Genomic DNA, 17,168 nt, shown 5'->3' with positions numbered 1-17,168 from the left:
GTCTCAGACCTTTTCGACTTCTGGCCGGCCCAATATGCCGGAAGGCAGGAAGATCAGCACGATGGCCAGGATCGAGAACGCCGCGACATCCTTGTAGTCGATCGAGAAATAGGCCGACCACATGCTCTCGATGAAGCCGATCATCAGCCCGCCGACCACCGCGCCCGGCAGCGAACCGATGCCGCCCAGCACCGCCGCCGTGAAGGCTTTCACGCCCGGCGTGAAACCATCCGAGAAGGCAATGACGCCGTAATACATCAGGAACAAAGTGCCGGCGACCGCGGCAAGGGCCGCACCCATGATGAAGGTGATCGAGATGGTACGGTCGACATCGATGCCGAGCAGCGCCGCCATCTTGCGGTCCTGCTCACAGGCCCGTTGCGCTCGTCCAAGCGAGGTCTTGTTGACCAGATACCAGAACAGCGCCAGCAGCAGCGCCGTGACGACGACGATGATGATCTGCTTCAGCGACACGCTGATGCCGTTGATGTTGTAAACCTGGCTGACCATCGGCGGGATCGGCTTGTTGCGGGGACCCTGCGTCACCTGGACGAAGTTCGACAGCGCGATCGACATGCCGATGGCAGTGATCAGCGGGGCCAGTCGGAACGAACCGCGCAGCGGCCGGTAGGCCACCTTTTCGATCGTCCAGTTGTAGAGGCTGGTGAGCAGCATCGCCACGATCATCATGATCAGCAGCGCCAGCACAACCGGCACGGAATAGAACAGCGCGCCAAGGGCGAGGAAGACGATCAGTGCCGTGAAGGCACCCACCATGAAGATGTCGCCATGGGCGAAATTGATCATACCGATGATGCCGTAGACCATCGTGTAGCCGATCGCGATCAGCCCATAGATCGATCCCAGCGTCAGCCCGTTGATAAGCTGCTGGACAAAGTACTGCATGTGTACATGGCTCCCCTGGAATGTCGCCCATGCAGACGCATTCCTTTTCGTATTTCCCCTAGTCGTAAAGTTTCGAGCCCGGATTGCAACGTCATTTTTCAATCGTCATGCGTGTTTTCGAAGCACGCCGTCCGATTGCCCGTTTTCCATCATCCGACCCCTGGACTATCGCGGACCCTACCATTGGCATAACGCAATGTCTTTGACGATTCGACCGCATCATGCGCTCCGTTTCGAAGAAATCGCCGTCAAAATTAGGTGATGAAAGGAATCCTTGCGTTTTTGGCACGATCCATTTTTCAGGTCGTTGCTTTCCGCAAGGTCAGGATTCCCATCACTTGACAACAAACCCGTGCGCGAACGGGTCGCGGTCGTCGATGAAGATGGTGTTCAGTCCGGTCATGCGCGCCCAGCCGCCGATCGAGGGAATGATGGCCGGCTTGCCGGCCACGCTGACATCCTTTTCGACCTTGCCCTTGAACAGCGAACCGATGATCGATTCATGCACGAAGCTGTCTCCGGCCTTGAGTTTGCCCTTGGCATGAAGCTGCGCCATGCGCGCCGAGGTGCCGGTGCCGCAGGGCGAGCGGTCGATCGCCTTGTCGCCGTAGAACACGGCATTGCGGGCATCCGCCCCATCCACCGTCGGCGCACCGGTCCACAGCATGTGCGACAGCCGGTTGATGCCAGGATTTTCCGGATGCACGAAGGAATATTTCTCGTTGAGCCGCTGCCGCACCACCGGGCTCCAGGCGATGAAGTCGCCCGCCGAATGATCGGCCATGTCGCGATAGTTCTCCTGCGGTTCGACGATGGCGTAGAAGTTGCCGCCATAGGCGACGTCGACGGTGATTTCACCGAGCCCGGGGCATTCGACCGTCAGCCCCTCGGCATGGAGGAAGGATGGCACATTGGTGATGCGCACCTCCTCGACATAGTCGCCGACCTGCTTGTATTCGGCGACGACCAGCCCGGCCGGCGTGTCGAGCCTGAGCACGCCCGGCGTCTTTGGTTTGATCAGTCCGTGCTCGATGGCCATCGTCACCGTACCGATCGTGCCATGGCCGCACATCGGCAGGCAGCCGGAGGTTTCGATGAACAGGATGGCGATGTCGCAATCCTCGCGCGTCGGCGGATAGAGAATCGAACCGGACATCACGTCGTGGCCGCGCGGCTCGAACATCAACCCGGTGCGGATCCAGTCATATTCGGCCAGAAAATGCGCACGCCGCTCCATCATCGTCGCGCCCTGCAACAGCGGGCCGCCGCCGGCGACCAGCCGCACAGGATTGCCGCAGGTGTGGCCGTCTATGCAGAAGAAGGATTTCTTGGCCATGACGCTCCTCGAAAATCAAAAACCCGAAAAATCAAAATCGTTGCGGACTGAAGGGGGCCAGATCGATCGGCGGAGTCTGCCCCAGGACAAGATCCCTGATCAACCGTCCGGTGGCCGCCGCCTGGGTCAGGCCGAGATGGCCATGGCCGAAGGCATAGACCACCGACCGCTTTCCCGGCGCGCCGCCGATGACGGGCACTGAATCCGGCAGCGAGGGGCGGAACCCCATCCATTCGCGCCCACCCGAGGGATCGAGCCCCGGCAGGAATTTCTGTGCCTTCTGCAGCAGCGCCTTCGACCTGGCATAATTGGGCGGCCGCTCGATGCCGCCGAGTTCGACGGCGCCGCCGACGCGCAGGCCCGTTTCGAGCGGCGTGACGACGAAACCATGGCCGGAGAAGATCAGCATCCGCTTCACGTCGAAGGCACTCGTGGGCAAGGTGGTGTTGTAGCCGCGCTCGGTCTCCAGCGGAATGCGATCGCCGAGTTGCTTGGCCAGCAGATGCGACCAGGCGCCGGCGGCGACGACGAGGTGCCGGGCCTGTCTGGTCGTGCCGTCTGCCAACGTCAGCGTCGCTCCATCCTGATCCGCCGCGACTTGGCTGATCCGGACCAGCTCAAAGCGAGCGCCCTTGGCCTGCGCATAGGTCCACACCGCTTTGCCCAGCAGTTTCGGGTCGGCGACCGTCTTCCATCCCGGCACGAACGTGCCTTTGATGAAGCGCGGCGACAGGCCCGGCTGCAAGGCGGCCAGTTCCTCGCCCTCGACGTGGCGGAAACCGATGCCGAAACGCTTACGCGCTGCCCAGCCGGGCAGCCCGGCCTGAAATTCGGCTTCGCTTTCGTAAAGCTCGAGCGAGCCATCCTCGCGCAGCATCGACCGCGTGCCGGAGCGATCGAGCAAGCCCATCCACTCCGCCTCGGCAAGCTTCATCATGCCTGCTTGAGCGGCAAGGCTCGCCTCGTATTTCCCCGGCGCACCGGCGCGCCAGAAGCGGATCAGCCAGGGCAGAAGCGTCGGCAGGTAGGCGGGCGGGATGCTGAGCGGGCCGAGCGGATCGGCCAGCCATTTCGGCAGCTGCCGCATCATGCCCTTGTGCGCCAGCGGCAGCACGTCGGAGAAGGCGAAGGCGGCGGCATTGCCGGAGCTCGTCTCCTCGCAAATGCCTGTGCGATCGAAGACGGTGACCCTGCGTCCCGCCTCAGCGAGAGAAGCAGCGGCACAGACACCGATGATGCCGCCACCGACGATGGCTATGTCCAACCCTTCTCCCCGTTCACGGGGAGAAGGCGCCCGAAGGGCGGATGAGGGGCTGCGCCCCGCTTCTGTCGACCTGGAATTTCCTTGCACGTGGGCGCTGCCCCTTATCTGGCTGCCACCATCTTCTCCCTGCGAACAGGAAGAAGAAGCCTCAGAACTGCGGCAGTGTCGGCCGCACCGCGAGCGCATCCTTGACGATCTTTTCGACGGACTTGCGGCGATCGCCAGACAGCGGCTGTCGCGGCATGCGAACGCGGTCATTTGTGTTGATCGCGAACACTTCGGCAAGCTTGATGTTTTGGACCAGATAGGTCGAGACGTCGAGGTCGAGCAGCGGCCGGAACCAGCGGTAGATGCCGAGCGCCTCTTCGCGGCGACCCTGCTTCATCAGCTGGTAGATGGCGACCGTCTCGCGCGGGAAGGCGGTGACCAGTCCGGCCACCCAACCGATGGCGCCGACCGACAGCGCCTCGAAGGCCAGATTGTCGACGCCGGTGAACAGGTCGTAGCGAGTGCCCAGGCGATTGATGATCTCGGTCGAACGACGGATGTCGTCGGAGGATTCCTTGATCGCGACAAAGCGCTCGTCCGACGCCAGCTCCTCCATCTGGTCGACGCTGACGTCGACGCGGTAGGCAAGCCGGTTGGAGTAGATCATGACCGGCAGGTCGCCAGCCTGCGCGACCGCGCGCAGCGCCGCGACCGTCTCTTCCGCATTGGTGTGGTAGATCGGGCTCGGCACGACCATCAGGCCGTTGGCGCCTTCCCGGCTCGCGCGCTTGGCAATGCTGGCGGCCTCGCGTGTGCCGGCCTCGTTGACCGTCAGCAGCACCGGCTTCTTGCCGGCGACCTTTTGTGCGGTCTTCAGCACCTCGATCTTCTCATCGGGCGACAGCATCGGCCCCTCGCCGAGCGATCCGCAAACGATGATGCCGTCGCAGCCAGCTTCCATCTGCAGGTTGAAGCAGCGCTCCATCTCGGCATGATCGAGGCGATCATCCGCGGTGAATTTGGTCGTGACGGCAGGAAAAACTCCGGTCCACATGATCATCTCTCCATCTGATATATCACTGGTATATCTATTAACAAACCCGCTGTCAATGCGGAATCCGTTATGATATATTCAAGATATATCAGGAGAGCGCATTTGATATCCACGGCAGCAAGCACCTCGGCGGAGCCGGCCGCGACCAGGGCCTACCATGTGCTCGAGCACATGATCGTCACGCTCGAACTGGCCCCGGCAAGCTTCGTCACCGAGGGCGCCCTGATCGACAGGCTCGGGCTTGGCAGGACACCGGTGCGCGAGGCGATCCAGCGGCTGGCCTGGGAAGGGCTGCTCGACATCAGGCCGCGCGCAGGCATCGCCATCGCCCCGCTGCATCCCGGCGACTGGCTGCGCGTGCTCGACGCGCGTCGCGGCGTCGAGGTGGTGCTGGCCCGCTCGGCCGCCCGCTTCGTCACCCGCGAGGCCGCCGACCTGTTTCACGAAGCAGCGCTTGCCATGCAGAAAGCGGTGATCTCGGGCAACGTGCTTGCCTTCATTCAGGCCGACAAGGCACTTGACGAAGCGTTGGCGCTGGCTGCCGACAATCCCTTCGCCGTCCGTTTGGCCGCCCCGTTGCAGACCCACAGCCGCCGCTTCTGGTTCCGCTACAAGGCCGAGACCGGTCTTGCCGAATCCGCCGAGCACCATGTCGCGCTGATCCGCTCGATCCTTGCCGGCGACGAGGAGGCCGCGGCCAAGGATGCCAAACGCCTGATGGCGCTGCTGCGCGGCCACGCCGAAACGGCTGCGACGCGCTGAACGTCTTTTAATCCGATGCGCTTTCGCCGCCGGTGCTTCCTCGAAACTCGGATCAGGTCCCTGGCAAGGCAGCCGCCGCCATCACCGAACCGTCCCAGCCTTCGCCCGCCGTGATGACGCAGCTCTGACCATGCGTGTCGGTGGCAAGGATCGTCCAGGTGCCCTGGTCGGAGACGAATATCTCAAGAATGACGCTCGGGTTGACCAGGCCGCGCGCAGCCTCGCTTTCGTGGAATTTTTCCCCGAGCGCTTTGATCATATCCGCACGGGCTGCGCATTGCTCCGCCATCGCCGGGACGGCGGCAAACGCGGAAACCGCCGCGAAAAATAGCGTTGCCACAAGACGGGTCATCTGACACCTCCTTGCGCCAGACGATGTCCCCGAAGCTGTCGCCAGCGCCGTTGCTTGATCTGCCGTACCTCCTTGCGGCAGGACTGCAAACCAAGACGGCAGATGCCCACTTGGTTCCATCACATTAGCGTTCACGCAGATAGGGTCGTCGCCGACCTGCAAAAAAGCCCGGGCGCGAGCGCCCGGGCCTCAAATTCAAAATCAATCTGTTGTCCGGTCAGTTCATCGTCGGGATGACGAATTCGGCACCGTCCTTGATGCCTGCCCGCGCGACCGCAGCCGAAGGCGAGGACGCGCAACCAGGAAATCGTCCGGTCAGTTCATCGTCGGGATGACGAATTCGGCACCGTCCTTGATCCCGGACGGCCAGCGCGAGGTCACCGTCTTGGTCTTGGTGTAGAAACGGAACGCGTCCGGGCCGTGCTGGTTGAGGTCGCCGAAGGAAGATGCCTTCCAACCGCCGAAGGTGTAGTAGGCGATCGGCACCGGGATCGGCACATTGATGCCGACCATGCCGACCTGGACACGGCTTGCGAAGTCGCGCGCGGCATCGCCGTCACGGGTGAAGATGGCGACGCCATTGCCCATCTCGTGGTCGTTGGCGAGCTTGATCGCGCTCTCATAGGTCGGCGCGCGCACAACCGACAGCACCGGCCCAAAGATCTCTTCCTTGTAGATGCGCATGTCCGCGGTGACGTTGTCGAACAGGCAGCCGCCCATATAGTAGCCGTCTTCATAGCCCTGCATGGAGAAGCCGCGGCCGTCGACGACCAGCTTGGCGCCTTCCTTGACGCCGGTGTCGACATAGCCCTTGACCCGCTCCAGGGCTTGGCGCGTCACCAGCGGACCGAAATCGGCGGAAGAGTCGGTCGAAGGACCGACCTTCAGGCTTTCGACGCGCGGGATCAGCTTTTCCATCAGCCGGTTGGCGGTGTCGTTGCCGACCGGGACGGCAACCGAGATCGCCATGCAGCGTTCGCCGGCCGAGCCGTAGCCGGCGCCGATCAGCGCGTCGACCGTCTGGTCCATGTCGGCATCGGGCATGATGATCATGTGGTTCTTGGCGCCGCCGAAGCACTGCACGCGCTTGCCGGCGGCCGTGCCGCGCGAATAGATGTAGTGGGCGATCGGCGTCGAGCCGACAAAGCCGATGGCCTTGATGTCGGGATCGTCGAGGATGGCGTCGACCACGTCCTTGTCGCCATTGACGACATTGAGGATGCCCGCCGGCAGGCCAGCTTCGAGGAACAGTTCGGCGATGCGCATCGGCACGCCCGGATCGCGCTCCGAAGGCTTCAGGATGAAGGCGTTGCCGCAGGCGATGGCCGGCGCGATCTTCCACAGCGGGATCATTGCCGGGAAGTTGAACGGCGTGATGCCGGCGACGACGCCGAGCGGCTGGCGCATCGAATAGACGTCGATGCCGGGGCCGGCGCCGTCGGTGAATTCACCCTTCATCATGTGCGGCGCGCCGATGCAGACTTCGACCACTTCGAGGCCGCGCTGGATGTCGCCCTTGGCGTCGGCGATCGTCTTGCCGTGCTCGCGCGCCAGGATGTCGGCCAGTTCGTCATAGTCGCGGGCGACCAGTTCGAGAAACTTCATCAGCACGCGCACGCGACGCTGCGGGTTGGTTGCGGCCCATTTCGGCTGCGCAGCCTTGGCGTTCTCCACCGCAGCGCGCAGTTCCGCCTGTGATGCCAGCGCCACCGTGCCGCGCACGGAGCCATCCATCGGCTGCATGACATCCTGCTTGCGGCCGCTGGTCCCGGCGACATGCTTGCCGCCGATGAAATGACCATAGTCGATCATGATTTCTCTCCCTTGTTTGTGATGCTGCATTGTCCGCCTTTGGCCGGCGGATGGCAACGCGACGGAGAACGCAACCGTTGTGCGGAAAGTAGATAGCGGTTGACGGACGAGCATCAATTCTCGCAAATGCGGAGACCCCGTCTGATAGCAGCAGGGATTGAGAGATTGAGTTCCCACCACAGGACGCGGCGTCAGCGATTGTCATCTGGACCATCCCCATGAACTGGGATGACGTCCGCATCTTCCTTGCCGTGGCGCGTGCCGGCCAGATCCTTGGCGCCGCCAAACGGCTGGAGCTCAACCACGCCACCGTCTCACGCCGCATCGCCGCACTCGAGGATGCGCTGCGGACAAAGCTGTTTCGCCGGCTGACCACCGGCAGCGAGCTGACTCCCGCCGGCGAGCGCTTCCTCGACATTGCCGAGCGCATGGAGGGCGACATGATCGCCGCGCGCTCGACCATATCAGGCGAAGGCGACGATGTTTCCGGCACGGTGCGCATCGGCGCCCCGGACGGTTTTGGCGTTGCCTTCCTGGCCAAGCGCCTTGGCGCGCTGACCGCCCTGCACCGCGAGCTGACGATCCAGCTGGTGCCGGTGCCGCGCTCCTTCTCCCTGTCGCGCCGCGAGGCGGACATCGCCATCACTGTCGAGCGGCCGACCGAAGGCCGGCTGGTGGCGGGAAAGCTGGTCGACTATTCGCTCGGCCTGTTTGCCTCGCGCGCTTATGTCGATGCCAATGGTCTGCCCAAAACAGCGGCCGAACTCGGCCAGCACACCCTTATCGGCTATGTGCCGGATCTCATTGTCAGCCCTTCGCTCGACTACGCGGCCGAATTCAGCGCGGACTGGCGCACCAGTTTCGCCATCTCCTCGGCGCTCGGCCAGGCCGAAGCAGTGCGCTCGGGCGCCGGCATCGGCATCCTGCACACCTTCGTCGCCCGCTGGATGCCGGAATTGGTGCCGGTCGATGTAGTCGCGCCGATCCGCCGCGCCTACTGGCTGGTCTATCACGAATCGGTCAGGCCGCTGCGCCGCGTTCAGATCGTCGCCAGCTTCATCACCAAGATGGTGGAGCGGGAGCGGAACCTGTTCGTCTGAGGCATGTCGCCCAAAACTGATCTCGGTTTTGGGCGAACGACATGCATAAATTAAGACGCTAAAGCGCATCGCATAAATCCGATCAAACGCGATACGCTTTGGCCGTGCCGCCTTTTCCTTGCCACAAAAACGGCCAGTGTGGCATCAGGCGTGCGGTCGCCGGCCACGGGCAGGTCGCCGGGTGGGGAACCTTTCAGAAAGCTGGCGCGGATAGACATGCGAGCCGTTCTTGCCATCCTGCCGCTGCTTTTCGTTTCCGCTTGCGCCAATCCGTGGACGAAGGTTCCGGAGGCCGAACTGCCCAAACCGATCCGCTACGCCATGGCGCGGCCTTCGCCTTTCGTCTTCGGCAATTATTGCGGCCCCGGCACCCGCACCGGCGATCTATCGGCCCGGCCGGCCGACCGCCTCGATGCGGCCTGCCAGACGCATGATGCCTGCTACATCGCCCGCCACAACCATTGCGACTGCGACGGCGCCCTGGTCGCCTCGGCGAAAGCGATCCGTGACGACAACGCAACGCCGCGCAAGATGCGCGGCGAGGCCGAACTGCTGATCGCCACCTTCGCCATTCCCGTCTGCAAGGTCTTCCCGCAGGGCTTCATGCCGCCGCGCGATCCGGCGCAATTGAGCGCCCTGAAGACCGGAGCGGCCGGGTGAAGGGTCGCGCATTCATCGCCGTCGTTCTGTTCGGGCTGGCTGTCCTTGCCGGCTGTGCCGGTACTGGTCGCAATGCCTGCGATCTCCTGCAAGGCCAGAGCGCTTGCGCGCGACCCGCGCTCTCCGCGGAGACAGCTGGGCCGCGGATCGCCGCCGCGCAGTTTTTCGGCGACGCCGGCACCAGCGACTACGAAAAACGCTTCCTGGCGCTGCTCGCCCGCCATCAGCTTGGCGCCATGGACCGCGCCAACGGCACCGGCCCTTTCGGCCACGACCGCCATGAGATCGCCAACAGCGATTTCCAGGCGACCTACCGGACGCTGCAAAAACTGGCCGGGCCGGTTGCCGAAACGCATCTGCCGCCGGCCGACGCCAACAGCGGCGAGGGTCATTTTGACGGACGCTGGCGGGTGTCGCGACAGACGCTCTACATCGATGCAGCGGCGCGGCCTTCGGCGCCCAAGACCTTCGATTTCTCCGGCCTGCAAGCGCGCGGCGTCGAGATCGTGCTGCGCCAGGCCGGCAAGCAACCGGCCGCCATCGAGGGCACATGCGACGGCACGCTGGCGATCCGTGCCGGCGGCGCTTCACGCACCATCGCCACCGGCACGGCATTTCGCTTTCGCCTGTCCGGCGAGGACGATACGGTCAGCCTGTTTCCAAGTGACGGCCTGAACCGCTGCGCGACAAGAATCCGCTCCAGCCTTGCTCCGGCCGGCGCGCCGCTCACCATCCGACGCGAAGAGACCGCCGATCCGGCGCTTGCCGCTTTCGACAGTCGCTACGAGCGTTGCCCGACGCCAGACCCAACCGGCCTCGATCCTCTCAGCCGCGCCTTCTATGCCAGCCGTTGGTTGTCGCAGACCTGTGCCTTGCCGATCGGAAAGCCGCGCCTGCTGCGCAAATCGCGCGATGGCTTCAACGCCAAGGTCGAGGCGCTGATGGGAGCGCCGCTGTCCGACAGCGCCATCGACAAGGGCGACCCGGAGCTGCCGCTCGACTTCTCCAGGGCCCCAAAACTGAAGCTGATCTATCTGTCATCCCTGGAGTTCAAGGCCGACTTCTCCGGCCGCATCATCGAACGGCTGATCCGTCATCATGCAGCCCTCGGCACCAAGGTGCGCATCCTGGTCACCGACGTGCTGGAGCGCGACAAGGACGACGCCATGCTGCATCGGCTGGCGGCCGAATTCCCCAATGTCGGGCTGCAGGAATATCGCTGGCGGGCGGACCGGGGCGCGCCGATCGACGAGCAGATTTCACAATTGCACAAGGTCCATCACGTCAAGATGCTGGCGACGCTTGCCGACGATCCACGGCGGTCGCGCGCCATCATCGGCGGCCGCAACATCCATGACGGCTTCCTGTTCCACCAGCCGATCGATCTGTCGCGCTATCCAGACCTTGAGCAATACGGCAAGACCGACGGGTTCTCGCTGAACTACTATTCGAACTGGAGCGACTTCGACATCGAGTTCGCCGATCCGGCCACGGTCGAGACCCTTGCCGCGCATCTTTCGACAGTGTGGCTGCGCGACGCCGACACCAATCTGGCGCGCCCCTTCTCCATTCCGGTCCGGTCCGACGGCGCCCGTCCTTCAGGGACGGCACGACACTTCATTTCGGTGCCTTACGAGGATGGCCATGCGCTGGAGGACTATTTCGTCGAGTTGGTCGACGCCGCCCAGCACCATATCCAGATCGTTAATCCCTACCTCAACCTGACGCCCAAGCTTGCCCAGGCTGTTGACCGGGCGCTCGCCCGCGGCGTCAGGATCGACATTGTCGGCCGCATCGATCTCAAGGGCGATATCGGCGGCAAGTTCCTCACCGCGCTCAACAAGCTGTTCGTCGAGAAATATGGCGACCGCATCAACATCCGCGAGTTCAAGGCGCCTGACGTGGTGCTGCATTCCAAGATCATGATGATCGACGAAAGGCTGGTCGCCATCTCGTCGGTCAACCTCAACAACCGCAGCTTCTTCCACGACAGTGAGAACGGCATGATGGTGCTCGATCCGGCCTTCTACACCAGGATGAAGCCGATCTATGACGACTATGTCGCCCACTCCAATCCGGTCGCCACCAATGTGACGATCCCGTGGGCCTACCGGCTGCTGTTCGACGAGGACTGGGTCCGGCAGGCGTTCTGACTCTCTACCGCAGATAACGCTCCTGCGCGAGGTCGCGGACGTCGATGTCAGGCACCCGGCTAGAGATGATGTCGGCCAGCACCTTGCCCGAGCCGCAAGCCATGGTCCAGCCGAGCGTGCCGTGGCCGGTGTTGAGATAGAGATTGGAGAGCTCGGTGCGGCCGATCAGCGGCGGACCATCCGGCGTCATCGGCCGCAGCCCGCACCAGAACGTCGCGTCCCGCATGGCGCCGGCGCCGGGAAAGAGATCGCCGACCGAGTGTTCCAGCGTGCGCCGCCGCGATTCGTGCAGCCTGAGGTCGAAGCCGGAAATCTCGGCCGTACCGCCAACCCGGATGCGGTCGCCAAGCCGGGTGATCGCCACCTTGTAGGTCTCGTCCATCACCGTCGAGACCGGCGCCGCCGCCGCGTCCTTGATCGGCACGGTGATCGAATAGCCCTTGACCGGATAGACCGGGATCGGCCGCTTCACTCGGCGCATGAAACCCGCCGAATAACTGCCCAGCGCCATCACATAGGCGTCGGCGGTCTTCCAGCCCTTGCTGGTGCTGAGATTGGCAATGCGGTTGCGGCTGCGGATGACGCGCCAGATCGTCACGTCGTACTCGAACTTGACGCCACGGGCCACACAGAGTTCGGCCAGCCTGTCGGTGAACATCTTGCAGTCGCCGGTCTCGTCGTGCGGCAGCCTGAGGCCGCCGACGAACTTTTCGCGCACCCCGGCAAGGCCAGGCTCAGCCGCGATGCAACCGTCCTGGTCGAGGATCTCGTAAGGCACGCCATACTTCTTCAGCACCTCGACATCGCCGCCGGTGCCGTCAAGCTGCTTTTGCGTCCGGAACAGCTGCAGCGTGCCCTGGGTCCGCTCGTCATAGGCGATGCCGGTCGCTTCGCGCAGCGCCTTGATCGTATCGCGGCTGTATTCGGCCAGCGGCACCATGCGCGCCTTGTTGATCGCATAGCGCTCGGCCGTGCAGTTGCGCAGCATCTTGATGAGCCATGTCCACATATGCGGATCGAAGGCCGGCCGCACCACCAGCGGGCCATGCTTCATCAGCAGCCATTTGATCGCCTTCAGCGGAATGCCGGGTCCGGCCCAGGGCGAGGCGTAGCCGGGCGAAATTTCGCCGGCATTGGCGAAGCTGGTTTCCAGCGCCGGGCCTTTCTGGCGGTCGAGAACCGTCACCTCGTGACCGGCCTCGGCGAGAAAGTACGCCGTGGTCACTCCGATGACGCCGCCGCCCAGCACCATGATCTTCATCGTTTACTCCTTGCCGCGTCGCACGCCCTTGAGGACGCCTGGACGCGGCGCATTCCGATTTGCGCATGATCCCCGGCGAAAATCGATGCCGATTTTCGAGATCATGCAGTGTTGCCTGTTCACGCCGCCGCAGGACCGGGGTCGTCATCCCCTGTCTGCCGCATTCCGGCCCTTTCGCCAAGGGGCCGCCAATCGGCTGCGGCGCTGTAGACGAGGGTGAGCCCATGCGGCCGTCGCGCCTCGGCCTGGGATTTCTCCCTAACGGCACGCCGCGCGGCCTCCGGCTGGTAGAGCACGGTCGCGATCAGGACCGACTCCCGCCTGCCGTCGGCCTGTTCGATCCATGCAGTCTGGCCCTCGGCCATGCCGAGCATGCAAAGCCCCCGCCTTGTCATGATCGACAGGCTGGAGCCGACCGGGCCGCGCACCTCGTTCTGCACCAGGGTCCGGGTCTGGGCGGGGCCGGCATCGACACGGAATACCAGCCTGCTGTTCAGCGTCACGATATCGGATCCGACCGAATCGATCGCGACGACCTCGGCCTTGGAAAGCTTGTCTTCAAGCATTGGAACAATCGGATCCGCGAAAGCCCGCCGACGCTCCAACATGATTTCGAGGACGGCGAAGTCCTTTGTCGTCAGCTGGAAATTCGCGCCTGTCATCGCCGTCTCCATGATCAAGACCCCTCCCGCCCGCAGGCCGGCGTATCGACCACTTCGATGGTCGCCGACAGTTCCCGGCCGCCACGGCTGCTCCAGCACACCGTCTGCCCAGCGGTCGCGCCGATGAGCGCCGTCCCCATCGGCGTCAGCACCGAGATCCTGTTTTCACTGATGTCTGCTTCGCCGGGATAGACCAGCGTGACGCGCTGGATGTTGCCGCCATCGTTGCGGATTGTCACCGCCGAACCCATCCGCACGACATTGGCCGGCATGGAAGCCGCTGCCGTGACAACGGCACGGTCCATCTCCGAAAGCAATTCTTCGGCCGTCTCGGGCACGCGGTCGAGCGACGCCCGCGCTAGGCCCGTCAGCCTATGATGGTCGGCATCGGTTACCAGAAGCCGGCTCGGTGGACGCAATCCTGTTGCATGTTGCATGGCAAACCTCATGACTTGGCGCATCGAACAGACGCGCGCCTGCCGCCGCGCAAACGGTGGCTTGATGAAAAACCGGCAGCCGCGAAGCTGTCTGGCTCGGGAATGATAATGTCAGGTAGAAATGCCCCGGTTCGGACGGACGCCAAAAGGCGAACGCGCCGGGGCTACGATCCCGCGATCGGGCAGACCCTGAACAAGGTTCTGATATAAGCTGGGTTGCTCATGCATGGAGCCTTGCCGACAGGCGTCCGCTTGTCAAGCGCGGCCAAACCGCTCAACCGCCGACATAGCGCCGATGGAAGCGCGGGCCGAGGCTGGTCAGGATCTCGTAGCCGATGGTGCCGGCATGGCCGGCAGCGTCATCGACACTTTGCGAGGGACCGAGCAGTTCGACCAGATCACCCTCGCGCAGCCTGCCGCCCGGCAGGGCGGAAATGTCGAGAATGATCGAATCCATCGACACCCGCCCGACGAAAGGTAGCCGCACACCCTCGAACCAGGCGGCGGACGCGGCGCGGCGTTGCCAGCCATCAGCGTAGCCGAACGAAATCGTCGCCAGCCTGAGCGGGCCTTGCGCATGATAGGTGTGGCCATAGCCGACGCCGGCGCCTTTTTCGACGCTTCGCGTCTGTGCCACCTTTGCCTGCAACCGCACCACCGGCAGCATCGGATTGGGCTTTGCCGGCGTCGGATTGATGCCGTAGAGCGCGGCACCGGGGCGGGCGAGATCGTAGTGAAAGCGCTCCCCAAGAAAGATGCCGGAGGAATTGGTCAGCGAGGCCGGTGCCGCCGGCAGCATCTTGCGCAGCTGCTCGAATGCCAGTCGCTGCAGCTCATTGGCCGGGTGCTCCGGCTCGTCGGCGCAGGCCAGATGGCTCATCACGTAACGGATGTCGATGCCGTCGAAAGCCTGCGGATCGGCGGCGATGCGATCCACATCCCGAGGCGCCATGCCGAGCCGCGACATGCCGCTGTCGACCTGGATCGCGGCCGGCAGTTTTCGGCCGGCGCGGCGGGCCGCAGCACGCCAGGCTGCCAGTTGCTCGGGGCTGTTGATAACAGCGCAAAGGTTTGCTGCCACGGCGTCCGTCTCGGCACCGGGCGGAATGCCGTTCAACACGAAAATGGCAGGGCCGGCCCCAAGCGAGCGGCGCAGGGCGACGCCTTCGCCCAGAAGCGCAACGAAGAAGATATCGCAGCCTTCGCGCAGCAGTGCCGCCCCGACCTGGCCGGCGCCAAGGCCGTAGCCGTCCGCCTTGAGCACACCAGCGCAGGCAACATCGCCCAACCGCGCCTTCAGCCGCCGGTAGTTTTCACGGATTGCACCGAGGTCGATGGTGAGGATGGCCCCAGCCGCCACTTCGCTTGTGGCGGTGACCTCTTCTGGCGGCGATTTTTGGAGGGCGTCGTTCATGGCGACCGTTCTTGTGGTGGATGGGTTAATCAGTAGTCAGTAGTCAGTAGTAATTGGCGCGGACCGCAACAGAACATTCAACCCTACTCCCCTACTCCCCTACTCCCCTACTCCCCTACTCCCCTACTGTCGCACCAGATGCCGGAACGCCGCCACCACATCCTCATAGACATGGCGCTTGAACGGCACGATCAGGTCAGGAAGATCCTGCATCGGCCGCCATGCCCATTTGTCGAACTCGGCGGTGTGGCCACCCGGCGGCGGATTGATCTGGATCTCGCTGACATCGCCGTGGAAGCGAAAGGCGAACCATTTCTGCGTCTGGCCGCGATACCGGCCCTTGAAGGCGATGCCGACGAGATGCTCCGGCAAATCATAGTTGATCCAGTCCGGCGCCTCGGCCAGTAGCGAGACGCCGCGCATGCCGGTCTCCTCATAGAGCTCGCGCTCGGCCGCCTGCAGGGGCTCCTCGCCCTCGTCGATGCCGCCTTGTGGCATCTGCCAGAGCTGCGTCGTGCCGGCAAATTCGCTGTCCGGTTCGGCAATGCGGTGCCCGACCCAGACCAGGCCCTCGGCATTGAGGATCATCAGCCCGACGCAGGGTCGGTAAGGCAGCGTTTCGCGGTCGATTTTGTTCGTCTTTGGCATCAGTCACTCTTTCCAGCCGTCTTCCGAGGGCTAGCCTTTTTGCGGATCGATAGCCACCGCTGAAATCGGCACGATCTCGATGCCGCGCTTCTTGGCCTCGACCACCCAGGATGACACGGTATCGACCGTCAGGTCGAAGGCCGAACCGATGCCGACGGCAGTGCCTTTGGCCCGCGCGGTCGCCTCCAGGCTGTCGAGCTTCTTCAGGATTTCGCCGCGATCCTGCACGGCATCAATCGCCATGTCGCCGGCGACGAAGGGCACGCCGTCCTTCAGCGCCAGATCCGGCGCCAGACTGCGCGCCGACGAGCCGTCATCGATATAGGCGAGGCCGCGTTTGCCGAGCTCGGCGATGAACGGCTCCATCGCCGCCGCGTCAGCGGAAAAGCGGGCGCCCATATAGTTCATGACGCCGGTATAGTTGGTCGTCCGCGACAGCGCCCAGTGCAGGCTCTTCAGGTTCTCGTCCGCGCTCGCCGCCACCGTCAGCGTGTTGCGTCCCGGATTGACCTTGGGATAATCGAACGGTTCGAGCGGCACCTGCATGACGATCTCGTGGCCGCTCTGCCTGGCTGCCTGCATCCAGCGGCCGATGCTGTTGCCTTGCGGCGCGAAGGCCAGCGTCACTTCCGCCGGCAGCTTGGCGATGGCCGCCTGGGTGCCGGTCTGCGAAACCGAAAGCCCGCCGATGACGATCGCCACCCGTGCGCCGCGCCCGCCCGACCAGGGCCGCGCATAGACGTCGAACGGCCGCCTGCCATCGGCGGCGCGCACCGGCAAAGGCCCGGTCTCGCTGGCCTCGATCAGCGCCTTGTCGGGAATATGCGCGATCTTCAGGTTCTGGCCGACGGTCGACGGGTCGCGAATGACGATCGCTGCCTTGGGCGGCCCATCGCCCTCCTCCGTCTGCACATGGATGATCTGCGGCCCACCTGATTTGACCGTCGCCTCCGGCTTCGGTGCCGCCGGGACCAATGCAGGCGGCGCGGCGGCAGGTTCGGCCGCCGCGGTCACTTTCGGCGTTGAAACGGCAACCTCTTGCGGCTTACGAAACGGCTTTTCCCTGAGCGCGATCGCGCCGGAGATGCCTGCCACCACCAGCACGGCCACTGTCGCCATGATCGCACCGCCGCTGAGCTTGCCGGCGGCGCGCGGCGGCCGGACTGCCTGTCCGAGCGGGCGTTCGATGTCCTTGCCGATATCAGTCAAGCGTAATCCCCGGGCGCATGGCTCCGAAGGCGAAGCCACTTCGAAACGGCATGCGCGAATTCATCAATCCCGGCGCACCCCCGCGCCATGCCTTGGGAGCTTTGCCTCGCCCCCGAATCAAACTGCCGGAACCTTTCGGTCCCGGCAGCA

The 17,168-nt window shown here is 64.1% G+C and carries 16 protein-coding genes; 4 read left to right on the top strand and 12 right to left on the bottom strand.

The window, feature by feature from the left end; all coding sequences use genetic code 11:
- Window positions 1–3: 3 nt before the first annotated feature.
- From RPF88_RS26355 to RPF88_RS26340, 4 genes are all read right to left on the bottom strand, one after another.
- On the bottom strand, window positions 4–906 hold the full coding sequence (locus RPF88_RS26355) for a branched-chain amino acid ABC transporter permease (RefSeq protein WP_013529092.1): 903 nt from the start codon (window positions 904–906) through the stop codon (window positions 4–6).
- A 334-nt stretch (window positions 907–1,240) separates the two neighbouring features.
- Window positions 1,241–2,242: a 4-hydroxyproline epimerase gene (locus RPF88_RS26350; protein ID WP_013529091.1), complete on the bottom strand. Its 1,002-nt coding sequence runs from the start codon at window positions 2,240–2,242 to the stop codon at window positions 1,241–1,243.
- Window positions 2,243–2,273: 31 nt separating this feature from the next.
- The gene (locus RPF88_RS26345) at window positions 2,274–3,593 is read right to left on the bottom strand and encodes an NAD(P)/FAD-dependent oxidoreductase (RefSeq protein WP_442921287.1); all 1,320 of its coding nucleotides are present in this window, start codon (window positions 3,591–3,593) and stop codon (window positions 2,274–2,276) included.
- Between the two features lie 61 nt (window positions 3,594–3,654).
- Window positions 3,655–4,548 carry a dihydrodipicolinate synthase family protein gene (locus RPF88_RS26340; RefSeq protein WP_024502892.1) on the bottom strand — a complete coding sequence of 298 codons (894 nt, stop codon included), beginning with the start codon at window positions 4,546–4,548 and terminating at the stop codon, window positions 3,655–3,657.
- 69 nt (window positions 4,549–4,617) lie between these two features.
- Here RPF88_RS26340 and RPF88_RS26335 point away from each other — a divergent pair, with 69 nt between their 5' ends.
- Entirely contained in the window at window positions 4,618–5,310 is a 693-nt protein-coding gene (locus RPF88_RS26335; protein ID WP_224618773.1) for a GntR family transcriptional regulator, read from the top strand.
- A 52-nt stretch (window positions 5,311–5,362) separates the two neighbouring features.
- Here RPF88_RS26335 and RPF88_RS26330 read toward each other — a convergent pair whose 3' ends face one another.
- Entirely contained in the window at window positions 5,363–5,662 is a 300-nt protein-coding gene (locus tag RPF88_RS26330; RefSeq protein WP_224618775.1) for a hypothetical protein, read from the bottom strand.
- 315 nt (window positions 5,663–5,977) lie between these two features.
- Complete coding sequence (locus RPF88_RS26325; protein ID WP_013529086.1) at window positions 5,978–7,474, bottom strand: CoA-acylating methylmalonate-semialdehyde dehydrogenase; 1,497 nt, start codon at window positions 7,472–7,474, stop codon at window positions 5,978–5,980.
- A gap of 218 nt (window positions 7,475–7,692) precedes the next feature.
- Here RPF88_RS26325 and RPF88_RS26320 point away from each other — a divergent pair, with 218 nt between their 5' ends.
- From RPF88_RS26320 to RPF88_RS26310, 3 genes are all read left to right on the top strand, one after another.
- Window positions 7,693–8,574, top strand: a complete 882-nt coding sequence (locus RPF88_RS26320; RefSeq protein WP_337123466.1) for a LysR family transcriptional regulator — start codon at window positions 7,693–7,695, stop codon at window positions 8,572–8,574.
- A gap of 216 nt (window positions 8,575–8,790) precedes the next feature.
- Window positions 8,791–9,234, top strand: a complete 444-nt coding sequence (locus tag RPF88_RS26315) for a hypothetical protein (protein ID WP_013529084.1) — start codon at window positions 8,791–8,793, stop codon at window positions 9,232–9,234.
- Window positions 9,231–11,387: a phospholipase D-like domain-containing protein gene (locus RPF88_RS26310; protein WP_337123465.1), complete on the top strand. Its 2,157-nt coding sequence runs from the start codon at window positions 9,231–9,233 to the stop codon at window positions 11,385–11,387. Before RPF88_RS26315 ends, RPF88_RS26310 begins: the two co-directional genes overlap by 4 nt.
- Before the next feature lie 4 nt (window positions 11,388–11,391).
- On the opposite strand, the gene RPF88_RS26305 is transcribed toward RPF88_RS26310, so the two are convergent.
- From RPF88_RS26305 to RPF88_RS26280, 6 genes are all read right to left on the bottom strand, one after another.
- Window positions 11,392–12,648 (bottom strand): D-amino acid dehydrogenase, encoded by a 1,257-nt coding sequence (locus tag RPF88_RS26305; protein ID WP_337123464.1) that lies wholly within the window; start codon window positions 12,646–12,648, stop codon window positions 11,392–11,394.
- Window positions 12,649–12,767: 119 nt separating this feature from the next.
- The gene (locus RPF88_RS26300; protein ID WP_081714251.1) at window positions 12,768–13,322 is read right to left on the bottom strand and encodes a nucleoside-diphosphate kinase; all 555 of its coding nucleotides are present in this window, start codon (window positions 13,320–13,322) and stop codon (window positions 12,768–12,770) included.
- Between the two features lie 2 nt (window positions 13,323–13,324).
- Window positions 13,325–13,747: a nucleoside diphosphate kinase regulator gene (gene rnk / locus RPF88_RS26295; protein WP_024502884.1), complete on the bottom strand. Its 423-nt coding sequence runs from the start codon at window positions 13,745–13,747 to the stop codon at window positions 13,325–13,327.
- Between the two features lie 274 nt (window positions 13,748–14,021).
- Window positions 14,022–15,161, bottom strand: coding sequence for an alanine racemase (gene alr, locus RPF88_RS26290; protein WP_337123463.1), 1,140 nt, complete (start codon window positions 15,159–15,161; stop codon window positions 14,022–14,024).
- A gap of 123 nt (window positions 15,162–15,284) precedes the next feature.
- On the bottom strand, window positions 15,285–15,809 hold the full coding sequence (locus tag RPF88_RS26285; protein WP_337123462.1) for an RNA pyrophosphohydrolase: 525 nt from the start codon (window positions 15,807–15,809) through the stop codon (window positions 15,285–15,287).
- A gap of 30 nt (window positions 15,810–15,839) precedes the next feature.
- Entirely contained in the window at window positions 15,840–17,018 is a 1,179-nt protein-coding gene (locus tag RPF88_RS26280) for a divergent polysaccharide deacetylase family protein (protein ID WP_337123461.1), read from the bottom strand.
- Window positions 17,019–17,168 lie beyond the last annotated feature (150 nt).

This window comes from Mesorhizobium sp. ISC11 (genome assembly GCF_037162595.1).
Lineage (GTDB): Bacteria > Pseudomonadota > Alphaproteobacteria > Rhizobiales > Rhizobiaceae > Mesorhizobium > Mesorhizobium ciceri.
This window is presented reverse-complemented; position numbering and strand designations above follow the sequence as displayed.

Coding starts and splice junctions, on each gene's coding strand:
- RPF88_RS26355 (WP_013529092.1), bottom strand. CDS start 906: ATGCAGTACTTTGTCCAGCAGCTTATCAACGGGCTGACGCTGGGATCG.
- RPF88_RS26350 (WP_013529091.1), bottom strand. CDS start 2,242: ATGGCCAAGAAATCCTTCTTCTGCATAGACGGCCACACCTGCGGCAAT.
- RPF88_RS26340 (WP_024502892.1), bottom strand. CDS start 4,548: ATGTGGACCGGAGTTTTTCCTGCCGTCACGACCAAATTCACCGCGGAT.
- RPF88_RS26335 (WP_224618773.1), top strand. CDS start 4,618: ATGATATATTCAAGATATATCAGGAGAGCGCATTTGATATCCACGGCA.
- RPF88_RS26330 (WP_224618775.1), bottom strand. CDS start 5,662: ATGACCCGTCTTGTGGCAACGCTATTTTTCGCGGCGGTTTCCGCGTTT.
- RPF88_RS26325 (WP_013529086.1), bottom strand. CDS start 7,474: ATGATCGACTATGGTCATTTCATCGGCGGCAAGCATGTCGCCGGGACC.
- RPF88_RS26320 (WP_337123466.1), top strand. CDS start 7,693: ATGAACTGGGATGACGTCCGCATCTTCCTTGCCGTGGCGCGTGCCGGC.
- RPF88_RS26315 (WP_013529084.1), top strand. CDS start 8,791: ATGCGAGCCGTTCTTGCCATCCTGCCGCTGCTTTTCGTTTCCGCTTGC.
- RPF88_RS26305 (WP_337123464.1), bottom strand. CDS start 12,648: ATGAAGATCATGGTGCTGGGCGGCGGCGTCATCGGAGTGACCACGGCG.
- RPF88_RS26300 (WP_081714251.1), bottom strand. CDS start 13,322: ATGGAGACGGCGATGACAGGCGCGAATTTCCAGCTGACGACAAAGGAC.
- rnk (WP_024502884.1), bottom strand. CDS start 13,747: ATGCAACATGCAACAGGATTGCGTCCACCGAGCCGGCTTCTGGTAACC.
- alr (WP_337123463.1), bottom strand. CDS start 15,161: ATGAACGACGCCCTCCAAAAATCGCCGCCAGAAGAGGTCACCGCCACA.
- RPF88_RS26285 (WP_337123462.1), bottom strand. CDS start 15,809: ATGCCAAAGACGAACAAAATCGACCGCGAAACGCTGCCTTACCGACCC.